Genomic DNA, 19,956 nt, shown 5'->3' with positions numbered 1-19,956 from the left:
CGAGACCCTCAACCTCACAACGTCGCATCACGATTCCGCGTCCTTTTTCACTGACCTCCGGCTCGTCGTCGCTGCCCTCACTGCGGCTTGGCCGGCAAGCAGCCACCTCATCGAGTCTGAACACAGAGAGAGTGTTGATTTCCATGTGTCAGGCCAGACTGATTACCGGCGAACAACCCGGGGAAGGGCCCGGAGGTACCGGATTGACGCGCTCCCGCGAGACGCTACTGCGAGCGCAGCACTCTTGTTAGCGTCACGTTCAGTCCTTAATGCCGAAGATCTTCGCGAAAGCCTATCCCCCTTAATTCGCGAAGGATTCAAGGATCGAGACGAACGGTATTCTTGGGAAGGACTCCTATCTCGACACGAGGAAAATTGCACGCCTAGATTCCGAATCGCCGTTGAACCCTTGACGCGAACATTTCGGAGAGCCGGAGGCTCTTCCAGACTCCGTTCGGCAACGCGCAATGACTACCGACCCGCGCACATTCCCGCGTTCTTGGAGGAAGGCTGGTTCGAACGCCACCTTCACCATTTTCATGGCGCGACACCCAAGGTCCTACGCATGAATGCGGCTGTTCGTCTAGTACAGTGGGTGCTCGACGGATCAATGGGGGCTTCTGCGGCATACCTGGGAATTCCGTTGAAACGTCATAATTTCTCGTCAGCGGCGATCAAGCGGGTCGATCCATTTGAGTTTCACAGGGCGCTTGAAGGAATTGCCCAAGAAATCTCCTCGACGCCCTATCCGATCGACTACCATCGACGCCGAGAGGCCCTTCAGAGTTGGGCTCTTGATCAGGACGCTTGGGACCACATCACCAAGCGACTGGCACCGATCCCTGGTCACCATTTTTCGCCATTGCTGCTCGACGATCGGAAGCGGCAATCAGCCTCTGTCTTCGTCTGGGTTCAAGTGACCCGAGGCCAGCACGTCTTCGCCCCGAGACCGATCGAAGCTGCTCAGACGCCCGACGTCCAGCGCGAGTGGGCACGCACGCGCAACACGACTTGGCACCTGTTGACCCGCCCTGATGCCATCCCTCACTACGCCGATCTACGCAATGTCCTTACCGATTACGCGACCCAGTTGGCCCGCAGCATCGACAACGGGGAACCGCTCACCTAGCAGTGAACACGACCTGCTCGACCCTCATCTGGGACCAGCCATCGGAGGCGAACACCTGCCGGTCCAAGGTCGCATTACCTGTTCAAGGGCGACAGCCCCATTCAGCACCGCATCGGGTGCCGACGACCGGGCACTTGAACTTCGCGCTCGTCTCGGGCTGAAGGCGTGGCCGCTGATAAGAACGGACGTGGCACCGTGCTGGCCGTGCGACCGCTGACGGCTGAGAGGCGGATCGTGCCGCTGCGATGTTCGAGGTGCTAGGCGACCCGGTACCGCTGCTCGCAGATAGCCGCGCACGCCAGCAGATGAGGCGTGCGTCTGCGACATCTCCAGTCCCCCGGCCGGGGCAGATGAAAACCGTGGGCCTCCAAGTCCTTTCGCTGAGGCATACGGTCGCACCGGCCGCGTACGGCTCAAACCGCGTGCGCCGCCAAGCAGCCCCAACAGGTCTGCCTCTTTCACCGTGTACGCCTCTCGCAGGACCGAAATGGCCGACCATGGAGAGACGGCTCAACACCGTTGACCTAGCCATGAGGGGGACTCTTGCAGGCCGAGTTGTGCGTAGATCAGGACGCCAGTGAGCTCCGTTCGCTACACGCCTGGCTTCGTGGCGACGCGGACATACGCCGGTCTGTCGGCTTGGAGCTCAGGGAAGCACCCCCACGGCCCGAGCAGATGGGCTCCCTCGTCGACGTGCTTCAACTCGTGACCGACAACAGTTGGAGCGCGGCATCATTCGTTATGGCGCTGGTCGCGTGGAAGCGCACTCGCCCACAGAACCCGAACATCACGATCAACCACGGCGATACATCCGTCACGCTCACCAACTGTAGCGACGAGGAAGTTGAACGAGTGATCCGCTTCCTTAACCAACAGCCGACGGGAGAGGCTGCCGATCAGTGAGTGAGCTGCCGGACCCGGGGGCCTCACGAGCCGTACTCATCGGCACGAGCCAGTACGACCATCTCGAGCCGCTGCCAACCGTCGCCAACAACCTGACGGCGCTCGCGGAAGCGCTCGCCAGCCCTGCCTGTTGGGGCCTGCCGCCGCAGAACTGCGCAATCATCTCTGACCCAATGAGCTCAGAAGAAGTGATGGCAGCTGTCCGGGACTCGGGGAAGCAAGCGCGCGACACTCTCTTCGTCTACTACGCCGGGCACGGACTCGTGGATCCGCAGGGTGGGCTCTTCCTTGGAAGGCCCCAAACGAAGCAGCAGCTGGTTGAAACTGGCCTGCCCTATGACTGGCTGCGGCAAGCGCTAAGCGGCAGTCAGGCAGAGCGACACGTCGTCGTGCTGGACTGCTGCTACGGCGGTCTGGCCCTGGGCACCATGGGCGGCGGCGCCTCGGAGCTGGTGAACCAAGCAACAGTAGAAGGTAGTTACCTGTTGGCCGCGGCTTCGGAGACGCGCCCGGCGCTTGCGCCGGCGGGCGAAACGTACACCGCATTCACAGCAGAACTGCTCGACGTCCTGCGCAGCGGCATCCGTAACGGCCCCGAACTGCTGGAGCTTGATGTCGTTTACCGACACCTGCGGTTGTCATTGGGGGCCAAGGGACGTCCGCTGCCACAGGCCCGGAACCGCAATACCGGCGGGCGACTCGCACTCGGGCGCAACCAAGCCTTTCTGCCGGCTCAGCCGGTCAGTGTCTCTGCCCCAGACCTCGATCGACGGAAGTGGCCACAGCCGACCAACGTTCGTACCGCCGAGGGCTTTATCGAGAAACTGGCCGACGTCCGCAGGGTGTCCGGCCTCACACAAGAGGGAGTCAGCCGGCGCTCCGGCGGAGAGATCTCAAAGAGCACGGTCAGCGCCTTATCGAACCGAACAGCGTTGCCGAAGACATGGAAGACAACTGCCATCTATCTATCTGCATGCGGTGTGCCGGAGGATCAGGTGGCTCAGTGGAAGTCTGCCTGGCAGAGGCTCCGAGCGGAATCATCTCGTCCCGCTCCAGAGGACCCCCCGGCACACGAGCAGCAACAGCAGACCCGGCCACCGACGGCGGGCATCTGGGGCAAGCTGACACGGCGAATCCAGGCCCGCGGCCAGCGTTGATGCCCCCAACTGAAGCCTGCTCCCCAGACTTGGTTTCCCTCGCCGCTGCTCAGGTTCTCACTGGCCGGGAGAAGCAGGAGCGGAGGGCCCGGTCTTCTCCGGCGCCGGCCTGGACTTGTCCGAGTCACTACCGAACAGCGTGTTCCACCCGGCAATGATCAGCACAACAACCACGACGATCACCCACGTCGCTGGCTTCTTTGAACGTCCAGACAGGCCAGATGGCCTGACGTAGTGCGCTGCACGGTAATAACCCTTGCGGCTCGCCATCCTGAGTCCCCCCGAGTGCTCCCGACGTTTACTCACTCGTTCTGGCAATGCAGTTTGACAGGCTGTAGTTGGCAGAAGAGAGGCTTCTGCCGCCCCAGGGCCGGAATCCGTCGGTTAAGGGACATGCTTGGCGAAAACTGCCGCCCCAGAGGCAGAGCTGCAGAGCCGCGAGCACTGCTCGTGCTGAGCTGAGGTTTCGCTGATCAGGGCCACCACGTAGTGAATGCGTTCTCGCCCCAAGAGCCGTTTGGCGAGGGCGTGGAGCACCTGCGCCTCCGTCCCACCAATGCCCGCGCCCACGAGCGCGGCGACGTGGCCGTCGCCGCGGTGGTCGCGCAGCAGGTTGCCCCCGTGCCAGGCCGCGCCAGCGGCTCGGAGGGCACGGGCAGCCTCCGCACTGCGGCGTAGAGGCCCCCTGGGCGCGGAAGTAGACGTCCCACATCGTCCTCGGCGTCCAGCGCCATCACTGCTTTGGCCGGCTCAGGCGCCAGGTACGTGACGACCGCCATCGGTTCGACCAGCTGGACGAAGCGGTCGCCAGTGGCGTTCGACACGTGCGGACGGGCGACGTCACGCAGGGGCGCCGAGCGGCGGGTGTTCGAGCACGCGTGGCTTGTACTCGACCAGCTGGATGCGGCCGTCGAAGGTCCGGTGCTCGGTCATCTCGAGGGCGACGTCCGGGTAGCCCGTCGTAGATACGTTCTGCGCCCGTTGCCCCGGTGATCACCGGGAACATCCCGACCCGGAAACGGTCGACGAGTCCGGCCCGTAGCAGGGACCGGCACAGGCTGAGGCTCCCGATCGTGCTGAGGAGCCCCGAGCCGTTCTCCTTCATGGCGCGGACCGTCTCGACGGCATCGTCCCGGACGAGCGTGGAGTTGGCCCACGTCAGAGGCTCCTCGAGCGAGGAGGAGAACACCACCTTGGAAGCTTGCGTGAGCTCGTCGACGGACGCCTCTTCTTCGGCCCTGAACTCGTCTTGGCCATCCGGGACCTCGCCGGCGGCGAAACCTGACATCAAGCGGTAGGTGTTCGACCCCATGAGGTGGGTGACCTCGGGCTGCTCACCGAGCCAAGCGAGGTACTCCGGGCCCTCGAGACCCCAGAACCCGGGCCAGCCCTCTCCCGATGCGTAGCCGTCGAGGGAGGTGATGAAGTCGACGAGAAGCTCTGACATGGCGGTGTCCTTCCTCCGGTGTCACGAGCTTCGACCGGCCGCGGGCCACGAACTCATCGGGTCCGTCCGGTTCCTTCGATGACAGGTCGGCTATGGATCGGAAACCCCGACTACACCCTCGATCGTGAAGAATCTATTTACACCTGCATCAAGAGCCCTCTCTGCGGCGCCCCGCCGCGCCTGCATCAGCGGTGGTGCTTGGCTCCGATGGCGCGCTGCTGGCTCTCCATTCCGGTGCTTCGGAGTCCTCTCTGAACTCGAGCAGGTGCTGACCTGCGAACCGCTCGAGTGCCTCACGGACTTCGGTGGGGCGGACGTAGAAGAACTCGCGGCGGACGTTGACCCGATTGACGCGGCGGTCCTCGAACTCGTCGTGGAGTTTGCGTTCGAGTCCGACAGCGTCTTCGCTGAAGATCAAGGCATGCACGTCAAAGCGGAACGGTACGGAGGCATCTCCGAGTTCGTTGACCCTGTCCATGGGCTCTAGGCGCCTGGTCAGGCCGATCTTGACCATGCGCTCGCCGAAGGCACCGATGTTGGAGATGACGTAGACGTAGCCGGCGCGGATGTTGGCCTCGCGGGCGTCGACCGCAGCCATGGACGCCTCGATCTCGGCGAGCTTGTCCCGCAATTCCGCGGCGCCGGCCCCGCCGTCGGCGCGTGAGGCACGCAGCCGTTCCAGGGCCGACTGATAGTGCTGCCGCTCCTTGTCCAGCCGGCTTCGCTCGCGTTCCAACTCCCTTTGCAGGCGTTCCTCTTCGCGCTGTTGCTCCCGCAGCTCACGTCGCCGTTCCTTCTCTTCCTCCTGCTTGGCGAGGTGGTCCGCGGTCAGTTCCAGCTCGCGTACACGGAGACGGTGGTACTTGTCGGAGATGCGGATGTGCATCGTGGCGCCGAGTCGGGCGATGGTCTGCCGGGACTTCTCGAGCCGGTCGACGAGTGAGACCAGGCGGTGAGGCCGCATTGTCCGCACGGCGTTGTCGGCTTCCGCGTTGTAAGCGCGCAGCATCAACTTGGAGAAGTCGCGCACCATCTTCCTGCCCTCGGTCAGTGAGCCGTTCACGTGCCAGTCAGTGGCCGCTTGGACCGCACGGTTGCCCTTGACCAGCGCCTTGGCCTCGTCCTTGAGGCGGTTGAGCTCGGACTTGTACGCGATCGCATCCTCCAGCGGATGCCGGTACTCATAGATCCCGGCTTCCTGGAGCATGGCTGCCTCTTCGGTGTGCACCACTTGACCGCGAAGCTGCTCCAAGCGCTGCTCGGTCCCCGCCGTCTCCGCCTGGATGTCTGCAGCTCGACGCACCAGATCGTCGTACGCGTGCTGCTCCTCGCTGAGTGCCTGATGCAGTTGGTCGGAGGCTCGGTCGATCTTGGCGAGCAGCAGCTCGTCCGCTTCCTGGTAGGAAGCGCGAAGCCGTTCGGTGTCGACGATCAGCGTGGCTGCTTCTTCGCCCTGCACTCGCGAGAGTTGCTGATGCAGGGCGGTCTTCTCAGCCCCTTGCCGGGCGAGCTCCGCCTGTAAGCGATGCAACTCGCTCGTCAGCCGGTCCACTTCGGCTTCCGCCTGCTTACGTCTTCTGCCGAAGACGCCTACACCGCCGTCGGCCCTGGCTGGAGCAGACGGAGCTCCACCGTATGCAGGGACCGCGACCGGGGTAACGGGCTGCGGCACGTCGGTCGCCAGGTCAACGGGCACCCACAGCTGCCAACCCTCCGGCGGCGCAGGCCAGGAAGGGTCGGGGCGCCAGTCGGCGGGCGGCATCCAGCCCTGCGGCGGCTGAGGCCAGGAAGGTGGCGGGTTGAATCGGAACGACAAGGAAGCTCCCACGAAATCACGTTGGTTGATCGATGTACCAACTTGCGACATGCGAGAACGCCGAATGGTTGCAGTCCAACCTGAACCGTGACATAGCGCGTGGTGCTGTTACGGAGGCGAATCGGGATTCGTTCACGTCCGAGGACACGGGCGGACCACTGTGCAGTGCACTACTGCTCCAACCGTCGCCCCGGCCGACTTGAGAGCGAGAAGCCGGGGTTCAACCACTACTTGGGGATGCCTTGAGGGTGCTCATGGATCCACGAAAGCCCGCCCAGATCGAGGTGTTGGCGGGCGCGGGTGACGGCGACGTAGGAGAGTCGGGCTTCGCCGAGGTCGATCGGCCCGGGGAGCGGGTTGCCGTGCTCGTCCTGGCTCTCCTCGTCGTCCGGTGGTGGGGTGAAGTCATCGGCGATACGGATCGAAGGCCACTCCCGCCCTTTCGCCTTGTGGGCAGTGGAGATGGTGATCTCGGCACGGTCTTCGTGAGTGAGCTGGTCGACGGCAGTGAGGATGGCGTCGACACCGTGCTCGTCGACGAGGTCCACCAGGGGGGCAAGGTCGCTGCCGGAAGGGTCCTTGTCGGCGTAATCCTGTAGCTCACCCCAGGACCGGAAGAGGATCAGTTCTGGGTGCGTGGTGCGGCGACCGGATTTCAGGTCCCGGGCCGCGACGGCAAGTGCTTGAAGAGCCCCTCCACCACCAGCGAGGGCAACTCGCCTGCCGGCGTCGAGGTATTGAAGGACTTCGATCATGGCGCCGACGTTCGTTCGGCACAGTACCGCGGCCGGTGATGCCGTGGCTGGGCTGACCGTTGTGGCGATGTCGGGTGTTCCAGTGAGGCGGATGGGAGCCTCGGCGATGGCGAGCCACCTGTTGGCTTCTTCCGCCAGGCGGGGGCCGAAGCGAAATGAGCGTGAGAGGTGCAGGTGCGTTCCGTCGAACCCCGTCATGACGTCACGTGCGCCGCGCCAACCGTAGATCGCCTGGGCTGAGTCTCCGACCATCACCAGCTGTGCGTGGTCGCGTTGGTCATTGAAGACCTTCTCCAGAACGGGGTTGGTGTCCTGGGCCTCGTCGAGCAGGAGGAAATCGGCGGGGATCCGCGGTTCCGTCAGCGCCCAGATCTTCAGGTAGTGGTCGTGTTCGAAGCGCACGATGCCTTCGTCGGACTGCTGGAGGTCCTCCCAGGCCTTACGGGCATACGGCAGTACCAAGTCAGCCAGTTCCGCTCGTTCTTCAGAAGCCTCGATGCCTCGCAGAGGCGGCACGTGACGTGCTGCCAGTTCTGGGTCTGACGAGTGGCAGAAGCGGGTGACGGTCTGCAGCATGCAGTGGGAGAGGGCACGCGTGCTCACATCCCGTGTTCCGATGCGGACGTCTTTGGTGATGCCCAGGCTCTGCCCGGTTCGCCAGCTTGCTGTTCTGGGTGCGTTCATGCGGGACAGGTACTTGTGGCCCACCGCGGCGAAAGCCATGGCGTGGGCGGTCTTACACAGCACGTGGCGCGGGAAGGTTCGGGCTGCAGCGGTTGCGATGGCCTTGTTGAAGGCGATGTAGCGGCCTCGGCTGGTGACACTTTCAGCCAGCATGACCAGCGTGGTGGTCTTTCCCGTTCCCGCTCCGGCCTGCAAGGCGAGGTGGTGGCCGTCGCGGAAGGCCTCGACAGCAGCCGATTGTTCGTCGGTGGGGTGCAGCATGCGCAGAGTTCCTATCGAAGCGGCAGAAGTACGGAGCACGGACCGTGGTGTTCACGCCCGGGCAGTAGTGGCCGCTCACCGACAGCTGACTCACAGCTCGGGCAGGAACAGGGGTCGTGCTTGACGCGAAGGTGTCAGCCGCCACGCCGCAACAGTCCTGACCTAGCCGCTATGTCCCTCTGACGCAGCACCAGGAGCGCTCAAATGTTCCCTTGATCGAGCACACATTCTCACCCGGTCATCTCTTCGGGCAGAACCCACAGTGCCGACTCCGAGGGCGAACCACCCGCGATCAGCCGCTATTCGCCTGGCGGTACCGGCGGCGGATGGTCATCGCACAGGTGCGAAAGGAGCTCACCCACCGGAGCGCCGAGTGCATGGGCGATTGCGTGCCAGGTCCTCAGGGTGCCGACGGTGCGCCCTTGTTCGATCTCGATAAGCGTGCGCCTGGCCAGGCCGCTACGTTCGGCGAGTTCGTCGTAGGTCCAGCCGCGCTCCGCTCGCAAGCGCGAGAGCTCCAAGCGCATCGCTTCGAGGTCCGGCTCGGGCGGGAAGATCGTCACTCAGTAATCGGACGGTGCAGACCCTTGCCCTGTCAGTGCAGACATCTGCCCTATCTGACACAGCCTCAGTCGACCTCCGCGCAGGGCAGACATCTGCACTACAGTGCCGCCGCCTGCTGGTTCCTGCAGGCAAGCTCTGTTCGACAAGGAGGGTCCGGTGACCGTCACCGCACCGACCTCAGTGACGCCACCACCCCGGGCGTGGACAGTCGAGGTTCTTCCACACCGCGGTTCGACGAGATTGAGATGCACCACCTGCGGTCCACTAAGCCGTCCCGCCGGCACGGCCGGCCCGCGACAGGACGCGTTGGGGCATCTCGCGCAACACGCGCGCGGCAGTTGGCTACCACCCCACCTGCGCACGTGTCGGTGCAGCGCAGGGGGCTGCCGCTGGCACGCCCGTCATCGCGGCTGCGGAGGAGACATCGTCCTCGCGCTGACCCAGGACGCAAGGTGCTGGCGCCTGGCAGACGCCTGCCGCCGATGTGCAAGTGCCACAGCAACCACCGCTCTTGTCTGCGAGCCACACGCAGGCTCGCGCCCAGCGCTACCCACCGCACCTTCGCGGATCTTGCCCTGGGATGCCGAGGAGGTCGATACGTGGTGGCTGATTCCCGAGGAAGACCAGCTGCCAGAGCAGGGACGGCAATTGTCGCAATGAAATGTTCCGGCTTGCCTCAGTAATGACACCGGCTTCACCGTGCCGCGTGGGGTGAAAGAAGCCGGGTCGTCTCAGGCGTTGGGTGCAAGGTCCGTGCCGCACCTCGGCGCCCGCGACCAGATCGCTGTGGGCTTCGCCCGACGAGACTTGCTGTCGCACGGCGGCGCCATCACCGATGGTGCACTCGCCGGGGTGAGAGCCGGAGTCGGCCGTGGCGGCCCTTCCGGTCCGGGGGGTGTTCACGAGTACGTCTGACCAGCGGCGTCGCAAGCACCAGAAGATCGTTCCCCGATCCGCGAGTGATCGTTTCCCAATCTCCGACCCTCCCGCGGGAAAGCTCGACGATCACTGCTGCCTGGATGACTTGCCAAGATGAATCGCCGACCCGTCATCGCTGAGACGGGATGAATGAACCCGCGCTGCGCTCGAAACTTCGGCGCGTTCGCGCGCCCACGAGGCTGCGGACCCCATCCGCTCAGGTCTCCTTTCGACGTCGGCGGAGAACGCGGCGGAACGGTGCATAGCGAGTGAGCTTCGCGAGCTGGGGGTGCCGGGCGAAGGGCTGGCGGCTTTGGAAGTCCAGCTCTTCGGTCAACCGCGCGGAGCGTTTCTCCGCGGCGAGTTCGTCCAGGAGCCGGTCGATCTGGGTGAGGAGCGTGCCGTGAAGCTGCCACTGTTCCGGATGGCGCTGCTGTTCGGCGAGCAGCAGCTGGGCAATCCGGTCGCGGGCATCGTGGGCATCGCGGAGCCTGTCCGTCAGCGCGACCTCCGCGTCGTCTGCGTCCGCGGTGACGTCGCTGGTGACGAGTACGGTGAACGCATCGATGGCAGCGGCCAGTTCAGCGAACAGCTCCTGCAGTGCAGCGGTTGTCTCGGGAGGGAAGAGCGACTCATGCGCACCTTCCTCGGCGAGTTCGGTCAGCGTTCGGGCGATGACCCTGAGTACGACCGCGCAGATCTCCAGGGTGTCCAGGCCTGTCCTCAAAACGAGCCGTGAGAGTGTGCCCTCCCTGACCCGGGGGTTGAGCTTCAGACTCTCCTCGGCCTGCGCAACAGCGGCATCGACCCGCACGATGTCGTGGTCGAGTCGGCGCGCCTCCTCCAGGCGTGCCTCGGCTTCTTCCACCGGGGTGGGCCGGCCGACCTCTTCGCCCAGGCTCCACAGAAGATCTCTCATTCGTTCGGCAAGGTCCTCAATGGACTCACCGGCGGATTGTGTCCAAATCGGGGGAACGAAGAGGACGTTGAACAGCAAGCCCACGACTGCGCCGATGAGGGTCTCCACCACCCGGTCCAGGGCGGTCTCCGCCACTCTTGTCACGCTTACGCCCAGCACGATCATGGCGCTGATTGCGACCTCGGGAACGAATTCGTTGACGCGCACCAGATGGCCCAGGATCAGGGCGGCAAGGATGAGCACGCCTAGCGACCACCAGCTCAGCCCCACCAGTGAGCTGAAACCGACAGCCAGAAGCACGCCGGCGACCACAGCGATGATCCGCCGAATGCCTCGGGTCAGCGTGGCGTAGACGGTGAGCTGTACGACGAGGAGAGTGGTCAGCGGGGCGAGGAGCGGGACCTGGGCGCTGCTCAGCCAGAGTGCAGCCAGGTAGCTGAGCACAGCCGCCGCTGAGGAACGGACGGTCTGGATGACCGAAGGGTCGTTGCGGCGGTGCAGGACACCGGCGATGGCTTCACGGACGTCCGGCACCCGGTGGCTTTTCCCGGTCACACTGCGGTAGAGCACCGGTCCTGCAGGCCGTCACCCGTGTGGGCGTCACGATGCACCTTCGTGCTGTGCGGAACCGTCACAGGAGTCCGAAGGGTAAGTAAGGCAAGGACGGGAGGTCAGGTGCTCGCCTGCGTGAATGTCTCCTCGGGGAGAGCCTGATCGTCCGCGCGGTAGGTGTAGGCCGCTTCCCGCACCGATTCATCGCTCTCCCAGCCCGCCCCGACGGCCTCGCCGATCGTGGCCAGGGAGCTTGTCAGCCACACGAGTTCCCACTTGTCGCCGATCCGGACAGGGTGGCCGAGCGTCTCGGAGAGCAGCCCTGTCGGCACGAGAAGCAGGGAACCGAGCCATGTCAGCACCAGCAGAGTGCCGTAGAGGGAGAGGACGCCGATCGTGACCGTTGCCAGGGTCACGATGTTGAAGAGGATCACCTGTTCTCGTGCCTCGGGCCGGGGACTGCGCTCCCACAGCTGGGCGCCGATGATGAACGTGCAGATCGTGGTGAGAACCGACGCAGCGGTGATCAAGCCGAGCCGCAATGCTCCCAGGTCGTCCGCCAGCTGCCAGATGTCGCTGGTGACCAGCGCCAATGCCGCCGTCCCGAGGGCGGTGACGGACGCACGAGTGAGGTGCATGCTGAGCTGCCACGGGCGATTGGCACGCAGCATTCCCACCAGGAGCCGCATGTTGCCCGCGGTGACCCGCGCCACCATGCGTACGTCGGATTCGTCCTCTTCGATCTTGTGGCCGAGTTCCCTCACTCTGCGCATCACCCCGGGGGGTGGACCAAAACGATGCACAACTCCGTGTTGATCCACCTCCGCCGCACTGATGTCCCCGATGAGGGCCGCGACGAGCCGGGTGACGGTCTCGGCGAGCCGCTGTCTGACCCCCATCGCGCCGAGCGCCGGCATCGAAACCACCGCGACCCCGTGGCTCGCGCTGGCGTGCGCGATCACGGGGCGGCGTGAGGTCGCGATCGGCAGGTCCGTCACCACGACCGCGAGATCCCAGCCTTCCCGGAGCAGGCGCTGCCGGCCCGCCGAGATGATCTCTGCCACGTCGGTGGGTGGCACGGCGAGCCGGTCGGAGACGGCTTGGAACCTCCAGCGCACATCGGGCACCCGTGCGGTCATCCGGTCGGCGAACTCCGCCTCCATCCCCCCGACGAACTCCGAGACCATCCCCGGTGAGGCTGCAACGCCGACGACGATTTCGATCGTCGCTTCGCCGACGTCGCCCTCGACCGGCTTGTCGGGAGTGTGCATCCGCCCAGCACACCAGCCCCTTCGGAGCGAGTCCAGCGAACGCACCGGCCGCCGGTCCGGTGTGCCGGTTCGCCGACGCTCAGTCGCTCAGCTCCGGTTCCCCGAACAGCGCCGCGTAGCCGGATGGCAGCTGGGTGAGGAGCTGGTTGAACTCTCCGCCGGAAACCGATTCGGCGACGGTGGACAGTACAGCGCTTGCGTCCCATTCGGCTGTCCTGGTCTGGACTCTGGTCCGTTCGGCGACCCGGGCGAGGAATGTGGTGACGCCGAAGGACTCGGCCGCCTCCGTGCTCCTGTCCAGCAGTGGCCGGTCGATCGGCTCGGGCAGCTGAGAGGCCAGGTCCTTGGCCTCACCACCGGTGATCCGGGAGCTCAGTACATCGAGGACTGCTTCGGTGATCTGCATCGCTTCTGCCTGGTCCCGGTACTTGCCGCGTTCGCGCACGCGGGCGAGGAATTGGTCGCTCTTCATGACGGACCTCTCGTTCCGATCACAGGGCGGACATGGCTCTCGCAGGGGTTCGAGCAAGGTGTTCATGGGCGAGGCGTACGGCCATGGCACCCTCTCCCACGGCGGAGGCGACGCGTTTGACCGAGCCGCTGCGTACGTCTCCCGCTGCGAGCACTCCAGGCCAGTTCGTTTCGAGGGGCAGCGGTTCCCGTTCCAGCTGCCGCCACGGGCCCTCGTAACGGGTTTCGCCGGGTGCGCTTCCGGTGACGACGAATCCGCGCTCGTCGAGAACGAGCGTTTCCCCGAGCCAGTCCGTACAGGGACGAGCGCCGATGAACACGAAGAGGGCCCGCACCTCCAGGTCATTCTCCTGCCGTGTCTGCAAGTCACGGACCTTCACCCGCCGGATCGTGTCCTCGCCGATCACTTCGACCACTTCCTGTTCCAGATGCACCTCGATGCCGGGGCGCTGTTCGATCTGGTCGATGAGGTAGCGGGACATGTTCCGCTCCAGGGAGTCGTCGATCGCGACAATGTGGACGCGGGAACCGTTGTCCGCGAGGAAGACGGCCGCTTGACCGGCGGAGTTGCCGCCGCCCACTACCGCGACGGGATTCTGGCCGCACATGTGCGCTTCGAGGGCGGTTGCTGCGTAGTGGATGCTGCTGCCTTCGAAGTGTTCGCTGCCGGGGACGACCAGTCGCCTGTAGCGCACTCCCGTGGTCAGGACGACCGTGCGTCCGGCGGCGTCACTCCCGTCGGCGAGGGCCACGGTGTAGTGATCTCCGTCGCGTCGCAGGGCCTCCGCCTCGGCCGGCACCAGGATGTCGGCGTCGAACTTGTGAGCCTGAAGCACGGCGCGTTCGATCAGCTCGCCCCCGGAGATCCCGGAGGGAAAGCCGAGGTAGTTCTCGATGCGAGATGTTCTGGCTGCCTGGCCACCGGTGGCGACGGCGTCGATCATGGCCGTCGAGTAGCCGTCGGAGGCCCCGTAGACAGCGGCGGCAAGTCCGGCAGGACCCGCACCGACAACGAGAAGATCATGGACGGACGCATCTCCGGATGGCGCCGGCAGGCCCACCAGACGCGCGAGGTCGGCCGCGTCCGGATTCCGCAGCACCTGGCGGCCATTCCAGATGACGACCGGTGTCTCCTGCGGGGTGATGCCGAACCGGCGCAGAAGCGCCTCGGCCTCGTCGTCGCTGTCCAGGTCGACCAGGCGGTGCGGCAGACGGTTGCGTGCGGCGAACTCGCGCAGCCGCCGGGTCTGCGGCGAGCGGCACGAACCGAGGATCCGGAAGCCCGCGCCGGCACCGATGAGTCGGGCACGGCGTCCGAGGTAGGCGCGGAGGATTTGGTCCCCCAGGACGGCATCGTTCGCGACCAATTCACGGAGACTGTCCACCGAAAGGGCGAGCACTGCACCGGCCTCCCGGACAACGGCTGTGTAGAAGGCCCGCTGCCCCTCCAGCAGACCGAGTTCACCCAGGAAGCGACCCGGACCGTGGGTGGCGACAAGCCCTTCCTCCGGCAGGCCGAAGTCGTGCACGACGTCGACCAGACCGCTGAGGACCACCAGGAACTCCCGGTTCGACTCGCCCTCGCGGAACAGCACCTCGCTCGCCACTGTCGGACGCCGCTCACCTGACGCGGCAAGCAGCTCAACCTGTTCGTCCGTCAGCCGTGGATAGGCGCCGTGCATGTCCGGGGTCTCGGTGGACATCAGATCAGCTCCTCTCCCGTACCGGACGGCAGCCTGTGAGCGCACGGCGCCGAGCAGCGCACGCGAGACTGCAGATCGATGCGGATGGCCACCGGGGATCACACCTCCTGGCCGTGGGATGCGGAGGCCGCCTGGTCGTGTCGGGCGAGCGTCTCCTCCACCCAGGAGCGCAGGCTCGCCGCGGGCAGGGCACCGGCACGGCGCCCGATCACCTCACCCCGGTCGAGGATCAGCAGAGTCGGCACCGCCTGCACCTCGAATCTCCGGGCCAGCTGCGGACATTGATCCACGTCGGCCTTCACCAGCTTGATGCGGCCTGCGAGGTCGGCTGCGACCTGTTCCAGCGCGGGACTCACCGTGTGGCAGGGCCCGCACCACTGGGCCCACAGGTCGACGAGTACGGGCAGATCGGCGCGCTCCACGGTGTCGGTGAAGGAGTCGTCCGTGGTGGAGACGATCCAGGGCAGTGGAGACCGGCAGTTGCCGCACCGGGGTGTTCCGGCTGCGGAAGCCGGGAGACGGTTCGTCCGCCCGCAGGAAGGGCAGGACACCGTCTTGTTCTGCGGTGTGCTCATGGATCTCACGCTGCCCTGGCGAGAGAGTCGTCGGCGGCCCGCTCCTCCGCCGATGCCTCGTAGGTGACGGTCAGTTCCCCGTCGGCCGCGTCGACGAGGACCGATGCGCCGTCCTCGACGGCGCCCCGCAGCAGGGCGCGGCCGACGATCGTCTCGACCTCGTGCGAGATGTAGCGGCGCAGGGGCCGGGCGCCGTAGACGGGGTCGTAGCCCTGGTGTGCGATCAGCCGACGTGCGTCCTCGGTGAGTTCGACGGTGATCCTGCGTTCGGCGAGGCGGGAGCGCAGGTCGTTGAACTGGAGCTCGACGATCTGCTCGATCTGTTCCTGGCCGAGCGGGCTGAACAGGACGATGTCGTCGACGCGGTTGAGGAACTCGGGCCGGAAGTGGCTGCGCAGCTCGTCCATGACGCGGCTGCGGGCGTCCGCCTTGATCTGCCCTTCGGCTGTCACGCCGTCGAGCAGGTGCACCGAGCCGATGTTGGACGTCAGGATGATCACGGTGTTGCGGAAGTTGACGGTGCGGCCCTGAGCATCCGTGATCCTTCCGTCGTCGAGCACTTGGAGGAGGGTGTTGAAGACGTCGGCGTGCGCCTTCTCGATCTCGTCGAAGAGCACGACGGAGTAGGGCTTGCGCCGGACCGCCTCGGTGAGCTGTCCGCCTTCCTCGTAGCCGATGTATCCGGGAGGTGCGCCGACGAGTCGGCTGACTGTGTGCCGTTCCTGGTACTCGCTCATGTCGAGCCGCACGATGCTCTCCTCGGAGTCGAACAGGGCCTCCGCGAGGGCCTTGGCAAGCTCTGTCTTTCCGACGCCTGTCGGGCCGAGGAAGACGAAGGACCCGATGGGCCGCCGGGGGTCGCGGATCCCGGAACGGGAGCGGATGACGGCGTCGGCGACCAGCCCCACGGCTTCGTCCTGTCCGACGACCCGCTCCCGCAGGATGTCGTCGAGCCGCAGCAGCTTCTCCCGCTCGCCCTCCTGGAGACGTGTCACCGGGATGCCGGTCCAGGCGGCGACGATCTCGGCGATCTCGTCCTCGGTGACCACCTCGCGCAGCAGCCGCGACTCGCCCTGCTTGTCGGTCAGTTGGTCCTCGTCCGCGGCGAGCTTGCGTTCGAGCTCGGTGATTTTGCCGTAGCGCAGTTCCGCCGCCCGGTTCAGGTCGTAGGAGCGCTCGGCCTCCTCCGCCTCCTGCCGTGCCTGCTCCAGCTCCTGGCGTATCTCCTGCACCCTGCGGATCGCCTGGCGTTCGGCCTCCCATTGGGCCTGCTTGGCGTCCGCCTCGGCCCGCAGATCGGCCAGTTCCCGCCGCAGCTCCTCCAGGCGCGCTGCGCTCGCCGCGTCCGTCTCCTTCGAGAGGGCGGCTTCCTCGATCTCCAGACGCGTGACGCGGCGGGTCAGCTCGTCCAGCTCGGCGGGCATCGAGTCCATCTCGGTGCGCAGTCGGGCGCATGCCTCGTCGACGAGGTCGATGGCCTTGTCGGGGAGGAACCGGTCGGAGATGTAGCGGTGGCTGAGCGTGGCCGCGGCGACCAGCGCGGTGTCCTGGATGCTGACGCCGTGGAAGATCTCCAGCCGTTCCCGCAGTCCGCGCAGGATCGACACGGTGTCCTCGACCGACGGCTCGTCCACCATGACTTGCTGGAACCTGCGCTCCAGTGCGGCGTCCGACTCGACGTGCTTGCGGTACTCGGTGAGCGTCGTCGCGCCGATCATGTGCAGTTCTCCGCGGGCGAGCATCGGCTTGAGCATGTTTCCGGCGTCCATGGCGCCCTCGGCACCGCCACCTGCCCCGACGACGTTGTGCAGTTCGTCGACGAAGAGCAGGATCCGGCCCTCGGCGGCCTTGACCTCGCTGAGCACGGCCTGGAGCCGTTCCTCGAACTCGCCGCGGTACTTGGCTCCGGCGACGAGCGAGCTCATGTCGAGGGAGAAGACAGTCTTGTCCCGCAGCCCCTCGGGAACGTCGCCGCTGACGATGCGCTGCGCCAGCCCTTCGACGATGGCGGTCTTCCCGACGCCCGGGTCGCCGATCAGCACCGGGTTGTTCTTCGTCTTGCGGCTGAGGATCTGGATCACCCGGCGGATCTCCGCGTCCCGGCCGATGACCGGGTCGAGGGTCCCGCCCCGCGCCTCGTCGACCAGATCGCGGCCGTACTTCTCCAACGCCTCGTAGGCACCCTCGGGAGTCGCGGAGGTGACGCGCTGGCTGCCGCGAACACGCGTGAGGCTGTTCAGGAAGGCGTCACGGGTGACGCCGTGCTCCTTCAGGAGCCGACCCGCTCCGGTCGCCGGGCCTTCCTCCGTCATCGCGAGCAGCAGATGCTCCACGGAGACGTACTCGTCCTTGAGCCTGCGGGCCTCCTGATCCGCGGACTCGAGCAGCTTCGCCAGACGCTGCGTCACACGGACCTCGCCCGAAGCCGCCCCGGCGCCGGTCTGCTTGGGTTTGCGGCCCAGCTCGCTCTCCACCGCCTCCCTCAGCGCCGAGGGATCGGCTCCTGCATGTTCGACGAGGCGCGGAATGAGGCCCTCGCTCTGGCCAAGGAGAGCGGACAGCAGGTGCTCGCCGTCGACTTCGGTGTGCCCCAGCCTCGTGGCGGTGGACTGCGCTTCCTGGAGCGCTTCCTGCGACTTCTGAGTCAGACGGTTCATATCCATGGCGAGTCATCACTCCTCACGCCGCTGCGGCGCAGTGCGGCTTCGAGCTCGGCGATGCGGTCGAGCAGTTCCATAACGAGGCCCAGCGACGCGTAGTTGAGGCAGAAGCCGGCTCGCAGCCGCTGGATGCGGGCAAGTGTCAGGGAGGCGGACGCGGGGAACCACAGACGTCCCTCGGCGTCGCGGTGCACGTCGTCGAGCAGGCCGAGCGCGACGAACCGCCGCACCACGTCGGGATGCAGCCCCGAGCGGCGCGCGACAGCCTCCAGGCTGAACCGGTGCACCGGCGCCAATACGTAGGTCGGCCGAAGCACACCCCTATCTGTGATGTGGGAGGCGGGCTTCGATCGCGTGATCATCGTTGCCTCCTCGGGTCGAAGTCGGAGGTGGCGGCGAGCTCTTCGAACAGCTCGCGTTCACGACGCGTGAGCTCGGGCGGCACTTCGATGCGCAGCTCGGCGTAGAGGTCGCCGGGGGTCCCGCTGGGGTTGGGCATGCCTTCGCCGCGCAGCCTCAGCCGCCTGCCGCTGGAGGAACCCGCAGGCACGGTCACCTTCGCCTGCCCGTCGGGAGTCGGCACCGGGACGGTCGCCCCGAGCGCCGCCTCCCAAGGTGTGACCGGCAGTTGGACGTGGACGTCGCGGCCGTCGAGCCGGAACTGCGGATGGGGTGTGATCCGCACCCGCAGGAACAGGTCACCGGCAGGGGCGTCCTGACTGCCCCGGCCGCCCTCACCCGCGAGCCGGATGCGCTGACCGTCGACGACACCGCGTGGGATGTCGACCTGGTAGGTGCGGCCTCCTTCCGCGCCGCCGAGGGTGATGCTCCGGCGGCCCCCTCGGTAGGCGTCCTCGACGCTCAGCGGCATCTCCGCCTCCTGGTCCGCGCCGCGGACCGGTCCGCGGGCGCCGCCCGCGCCGAACATCGAACCGAAGAGGTCCTCGAAGTCGACCCCGACGTCCTGGAAACCGCCGAAGCCGTCCCCGACGTCCTGCGAGACGCGCACACGCGGGCCGCCGCCACGCCATGCCCCGGCTCTCCCCGCGCCTGCGCCGGCGGCCACCCGCTCGTCGTAGTCCTCGGGAATCTGACGGAACGCCGGCCCGTAACGGTCGTAGCGCGCACGGGTCTTGGGGTCGGAGAGAACGCTGTAGGCCTCGTTGAGCTCCTTGAACCGTTCTTCCGCCGCGGGGTCGTTGTTCACATCGGGGTGGTACTTCCGGGCCAACGTGCGGTAAGCCTGCTGGATCTCGTCGGCGCTCGCACCCCGGTGCAGTCCGAGGACCTCGTAGTAGTCCTGAGCCATGGCAGGTCACTCCTGCCGGGCGGTGACGGTGACGGCCGCGGGACGCAGCTGATTCACGCCGTCGCCATAGCCCGGGCGCACAACCTCGCGGACGATGCCGGGGCCGATTCCGTCGTCCTCGACGGTGCTCACCGCCTCGTGACGTGTGGGGTCGAAGGGCACCCCGGTCTCGTCGTGCCGGGGGAAACCGAGCTTCTCGAAGGTGCTTACCGCCTCGTCACGCACAGCCCTGACGCCTTCGATGACGGAGGACTCGCCGGCCTCGGCGTGTTCGAGAGCCAGCTCCAGGTGGTCGATGAGGGGCAGCAGGGCTGCGGCCGTACGGGCACGCTCCGCGGAGCGCTCCCGCTCGAGTTCACGGGCATGACGCTTGCGCAGGTTGTCCAGGTCGGCCAGCGTGCGCTGCCAGCGCTCCGTCAGTTCCTCCACGGCCTGCGACTGCTCCTCGGACTCGGCCACGGCGGCCTGTTGCGGGCCACCGTCGCCCTCCCGGGGGACGTCGGGCTCGTCGGCCCTGTCCCCCTCGTCCAACGGAAACTCCGTCTCCATGGGCTCGTGTTCGCTCGACATGTCGCGCCTCAGCCCTTGTCGAACTCGGCGTCGACCACGTCGTCACCCGGACCGCCCTCTTCGGACGGGCCGCTCGGAGAGGTGCCGTCGGTCGAGGCAGCCTGCTCCGGCCCTGTTCCCCGGGCTCCCAGGGAGTGGAAGAGCTGCTGCAGCTCCGAGGTGAGCGAGCGGACCTGCTCCACGCTCTCCTGTTCCTGCACGGCCTTCCGGGCGTCGGCGACGAGCATCTCCGCACGGGCCTTCTCGTGCTGGGGTGCGTCGTCGCCCAGCTCCGTGAGCCGGCGTTCCACCT

General features: G+C 66.4%; 16 protein-coding genes and 2 pseudogenes. 3 read left to right on the top strand and 15 right to left on the bottom strand.

Annotation, left to right across the window (positions count from 1 at the left end; all coding sequences use genetic code 11):
• Window positions 1-565 precede the first annotated feature (565 nt).
• From I004_RS40290 to I004_RS38155, 3 genes are all read left to right on the top strand, one after another.
• Entirely contained in the window at window positions 566-1,129 is a 564-nt protein-coding gene (locus I004_RS40290; protein WP_486579999.1) for a hypothetical protein, read from the top strand.
• Window positions 1,130-1,672: 543 nt separating this feature from the next.
• Window positions 1,673-2,032 carry an effector-associated constant component EACC1 gene (locus I004_RS0112855; protein ID WP_028435836.1) on the top strand — a complete coding sequence of 120 codons (360 nt, stop codon included), beginning with the start codon at window positions 1,673-1,675 and terminating at the stop codon, window positions 2,030-2,032.
• On the top strand, window positions 2,029-3,189 hold the full coding sequence (locus I004_RS38155; protein WP_078511118.1) for a caspase family protein: 1,161 nt from the start codon (window positions 2,029-2,031) through the stop codon (window positions 3,187-3,189). The genes I004_RS0112855 and I004_RS38155 overlap by 4 nt, the downstream gene beginning before the upstream one ends.
• 384 nt (window positions 3,190-3,573) lie before the next feature.
• Here the strand turns inward: I004_RS38155 and I004_RS40285 are convergent, their stop codons facing one another.
• From I004_RS40285 to I004_RS39860, 15 genes and pseudogenes are all read right to left on the bottom strand, one after another.
• Entirely contained in the window at window positions 3,574-3,798 is a 225-nt protein-coding gene (locus tag I004_RS40285; RefSeq protein ID WP_486579995.1) for a helix-turn-helix domain-containing protein, read from the bottom strand.
• 231 nt (window positions 3,799-4,029) lie between these two features.
• Window positions 4,030-4,636 (bottom strand): annotated as a pseudogene (locus I004_RS33680) (dihydrofolate reductase family protein).
• Window positions 4,637-4,784: 148 nt separating this feature from the next.
• Window positions 4,785-6,188, bottom strand: a complete 1,404-nt coding sequence (locus I004_RS33675) for an SNIPE associated domain-containing protein (RefSeq protein WP_486579977.1) — start codon at window positions 6,186-6,188, stop codon at window positions 4,785-4,787.
• 491 nt (window positions 6,189-6,679) lie between these two features.
• The gene (locus tag I004_RS0112830) at window positions 6,680-8,152 is read right to left on the bottom strand and encodes a UvrD-helicase domain-containing protein (RefSeq protein ID WP_028435834.1); all 1,473 of its coding nucleotides are present in this window, start codon (window positions 8,150-8,152) and stop codon (window positions 6,680-6,682) included.
• A gap of 299 nt (window positions 8,153-8,451) precedes the next feature.
• Window positions 8,452-8,715: a helix-turn-helix domain-containing protein gene (locus I004_RS0112825; protein ID WP_028435833.1), complete on the bottom strand. Its 264-nt coding sequence runs from the start codon at window positions 8,713-8,715 to the stop codon at window positions 8,452-8,454.
• Between the two features lie 1,136 nt (window positions 8,716-9,851).
• On the bottom strand, window positions 9,852-11,087 hold the full coding sequence (locus tag I004_RS0112820) for an FUSC family protein (RefSeq protein WP_028435832.1): 1,236 nt from the start codon (window positions 11,085-11,087) through the stop codon (window positions 9,852-9,854).
• A gap of 137 nt (window positions 11,088-11,224) precedes the next feature.
• On the bottom strand, window positions 11,225-12,376 hold the full coding sequence (locus I004_RS33670) for a hypothetical protein (protein ID WP_051344994.1): 1,152 nt from the start codon (window positions 12,374-12,376) through the stop codon (window positions 11,225-11,227).
• Between the two features lie 79 nt (window positions 12,377-12,455).
• Window positions 12,456-12,848, bottom strand: coding sequence for a DUF2267 domain-containing protein (locus tag I004_RS0112810; protein WP_028435831.1), 393 nt, complete (start codon window positions 12,846-12,848; stop codon window positions 12,456-12,458).
• A 19-nt stretch (window positions 12,849-12,867) separates the two neighbouring features.
• Window positions 12,868-14,550: an FAD-dependent oxidoreductase gene (locus I004_RS33665; RefSeq protein WP_051344993.1), complete on the bottom strand. Its 1,683-nt coding sequence runs from the start codon at window positions 14,548-14,550 to the stop codon at window positions 12,868-12,870.
• Between the two features lie 98 nt (window positions 14,551-14,648).
• Window positions 14,649-15,125, bottom strand: coding sequence for a thioredoxin (gene trxA / locus I004_RS0112800; RefSeq protein WP_028435830.1), 477 nt, complete (start codon window positions 15,123-15,125; stop codon window positions 14,649-14,651).
• Between the two features lie 5 nt (window positions 15,126-15,130).
• Window positions 15,131-17,788: an ATP-dependent chaperone ClpB gene (gene clpB / locus I004_RS0112795; RefSeq protein WP_028435829.1), complete on the bottom strand. Its 2,658-nt coding sequence runs from the start codon at window positions 17,786-17,788 to the stop codon at window positions 15,131-15,133.
• Window positions 17,779-18,147 (bottom strand): chaperone modulator CbpM, encoded by a 369-nt coding sequence (locus I004_RS0112790; protein ID WP_078511114.1) that lies wholly within the window; start codon window positions 18,145-18,147, stop codon window positions 17,779-17,781. The genes clpB and I004_RS0112790 overlap by 10 nt, the downstream gene beginning before the upstream one ends.
• The gene (locus I004_RS0112785) at window positions 18,144-19,094 is read right to left on the bottom strand and encodes a J domain-containing protein (RefSeq protein ID WP_028435827.1); all 951 of its coding nucleotides are present in this window, start codon (window positions 19,092-19,094) and stop codon (window positions 18,144-18,146) included. The genes I004_RS0112790 and I004_RS0112785 overlap by 4 nt, the downstream gene beginning before the upstream one ends.
• 6 nt (window positions 19,095-19,100) lie before the next feature.
• Complete coding sequence (locus I004_RS0112780) at window positions 19,101-19,664, bottom strand: nucleotide exchange factor GrpE (RefSeq protein ID WP_078511112.1); 564 nt, start codon at window positions 19,662-19,664, stop codon at window positions 19,101-19,103.
• Window positions 19,665-19,672: 8 nt separating this feature from the next.
• Window positions 19,673-19,956: pseudogene (locus I004_RS39860) on the bottom strand (molecular chaperone DnaK); the annotation flags it as partial.

The sequence above is a fragment of the Streptomyces sp. TAA486 genome (genome assembly GCF_000426165.1).
This window is presented reverse-complemented; position numbering and strand designations above follow the sequence as displayed.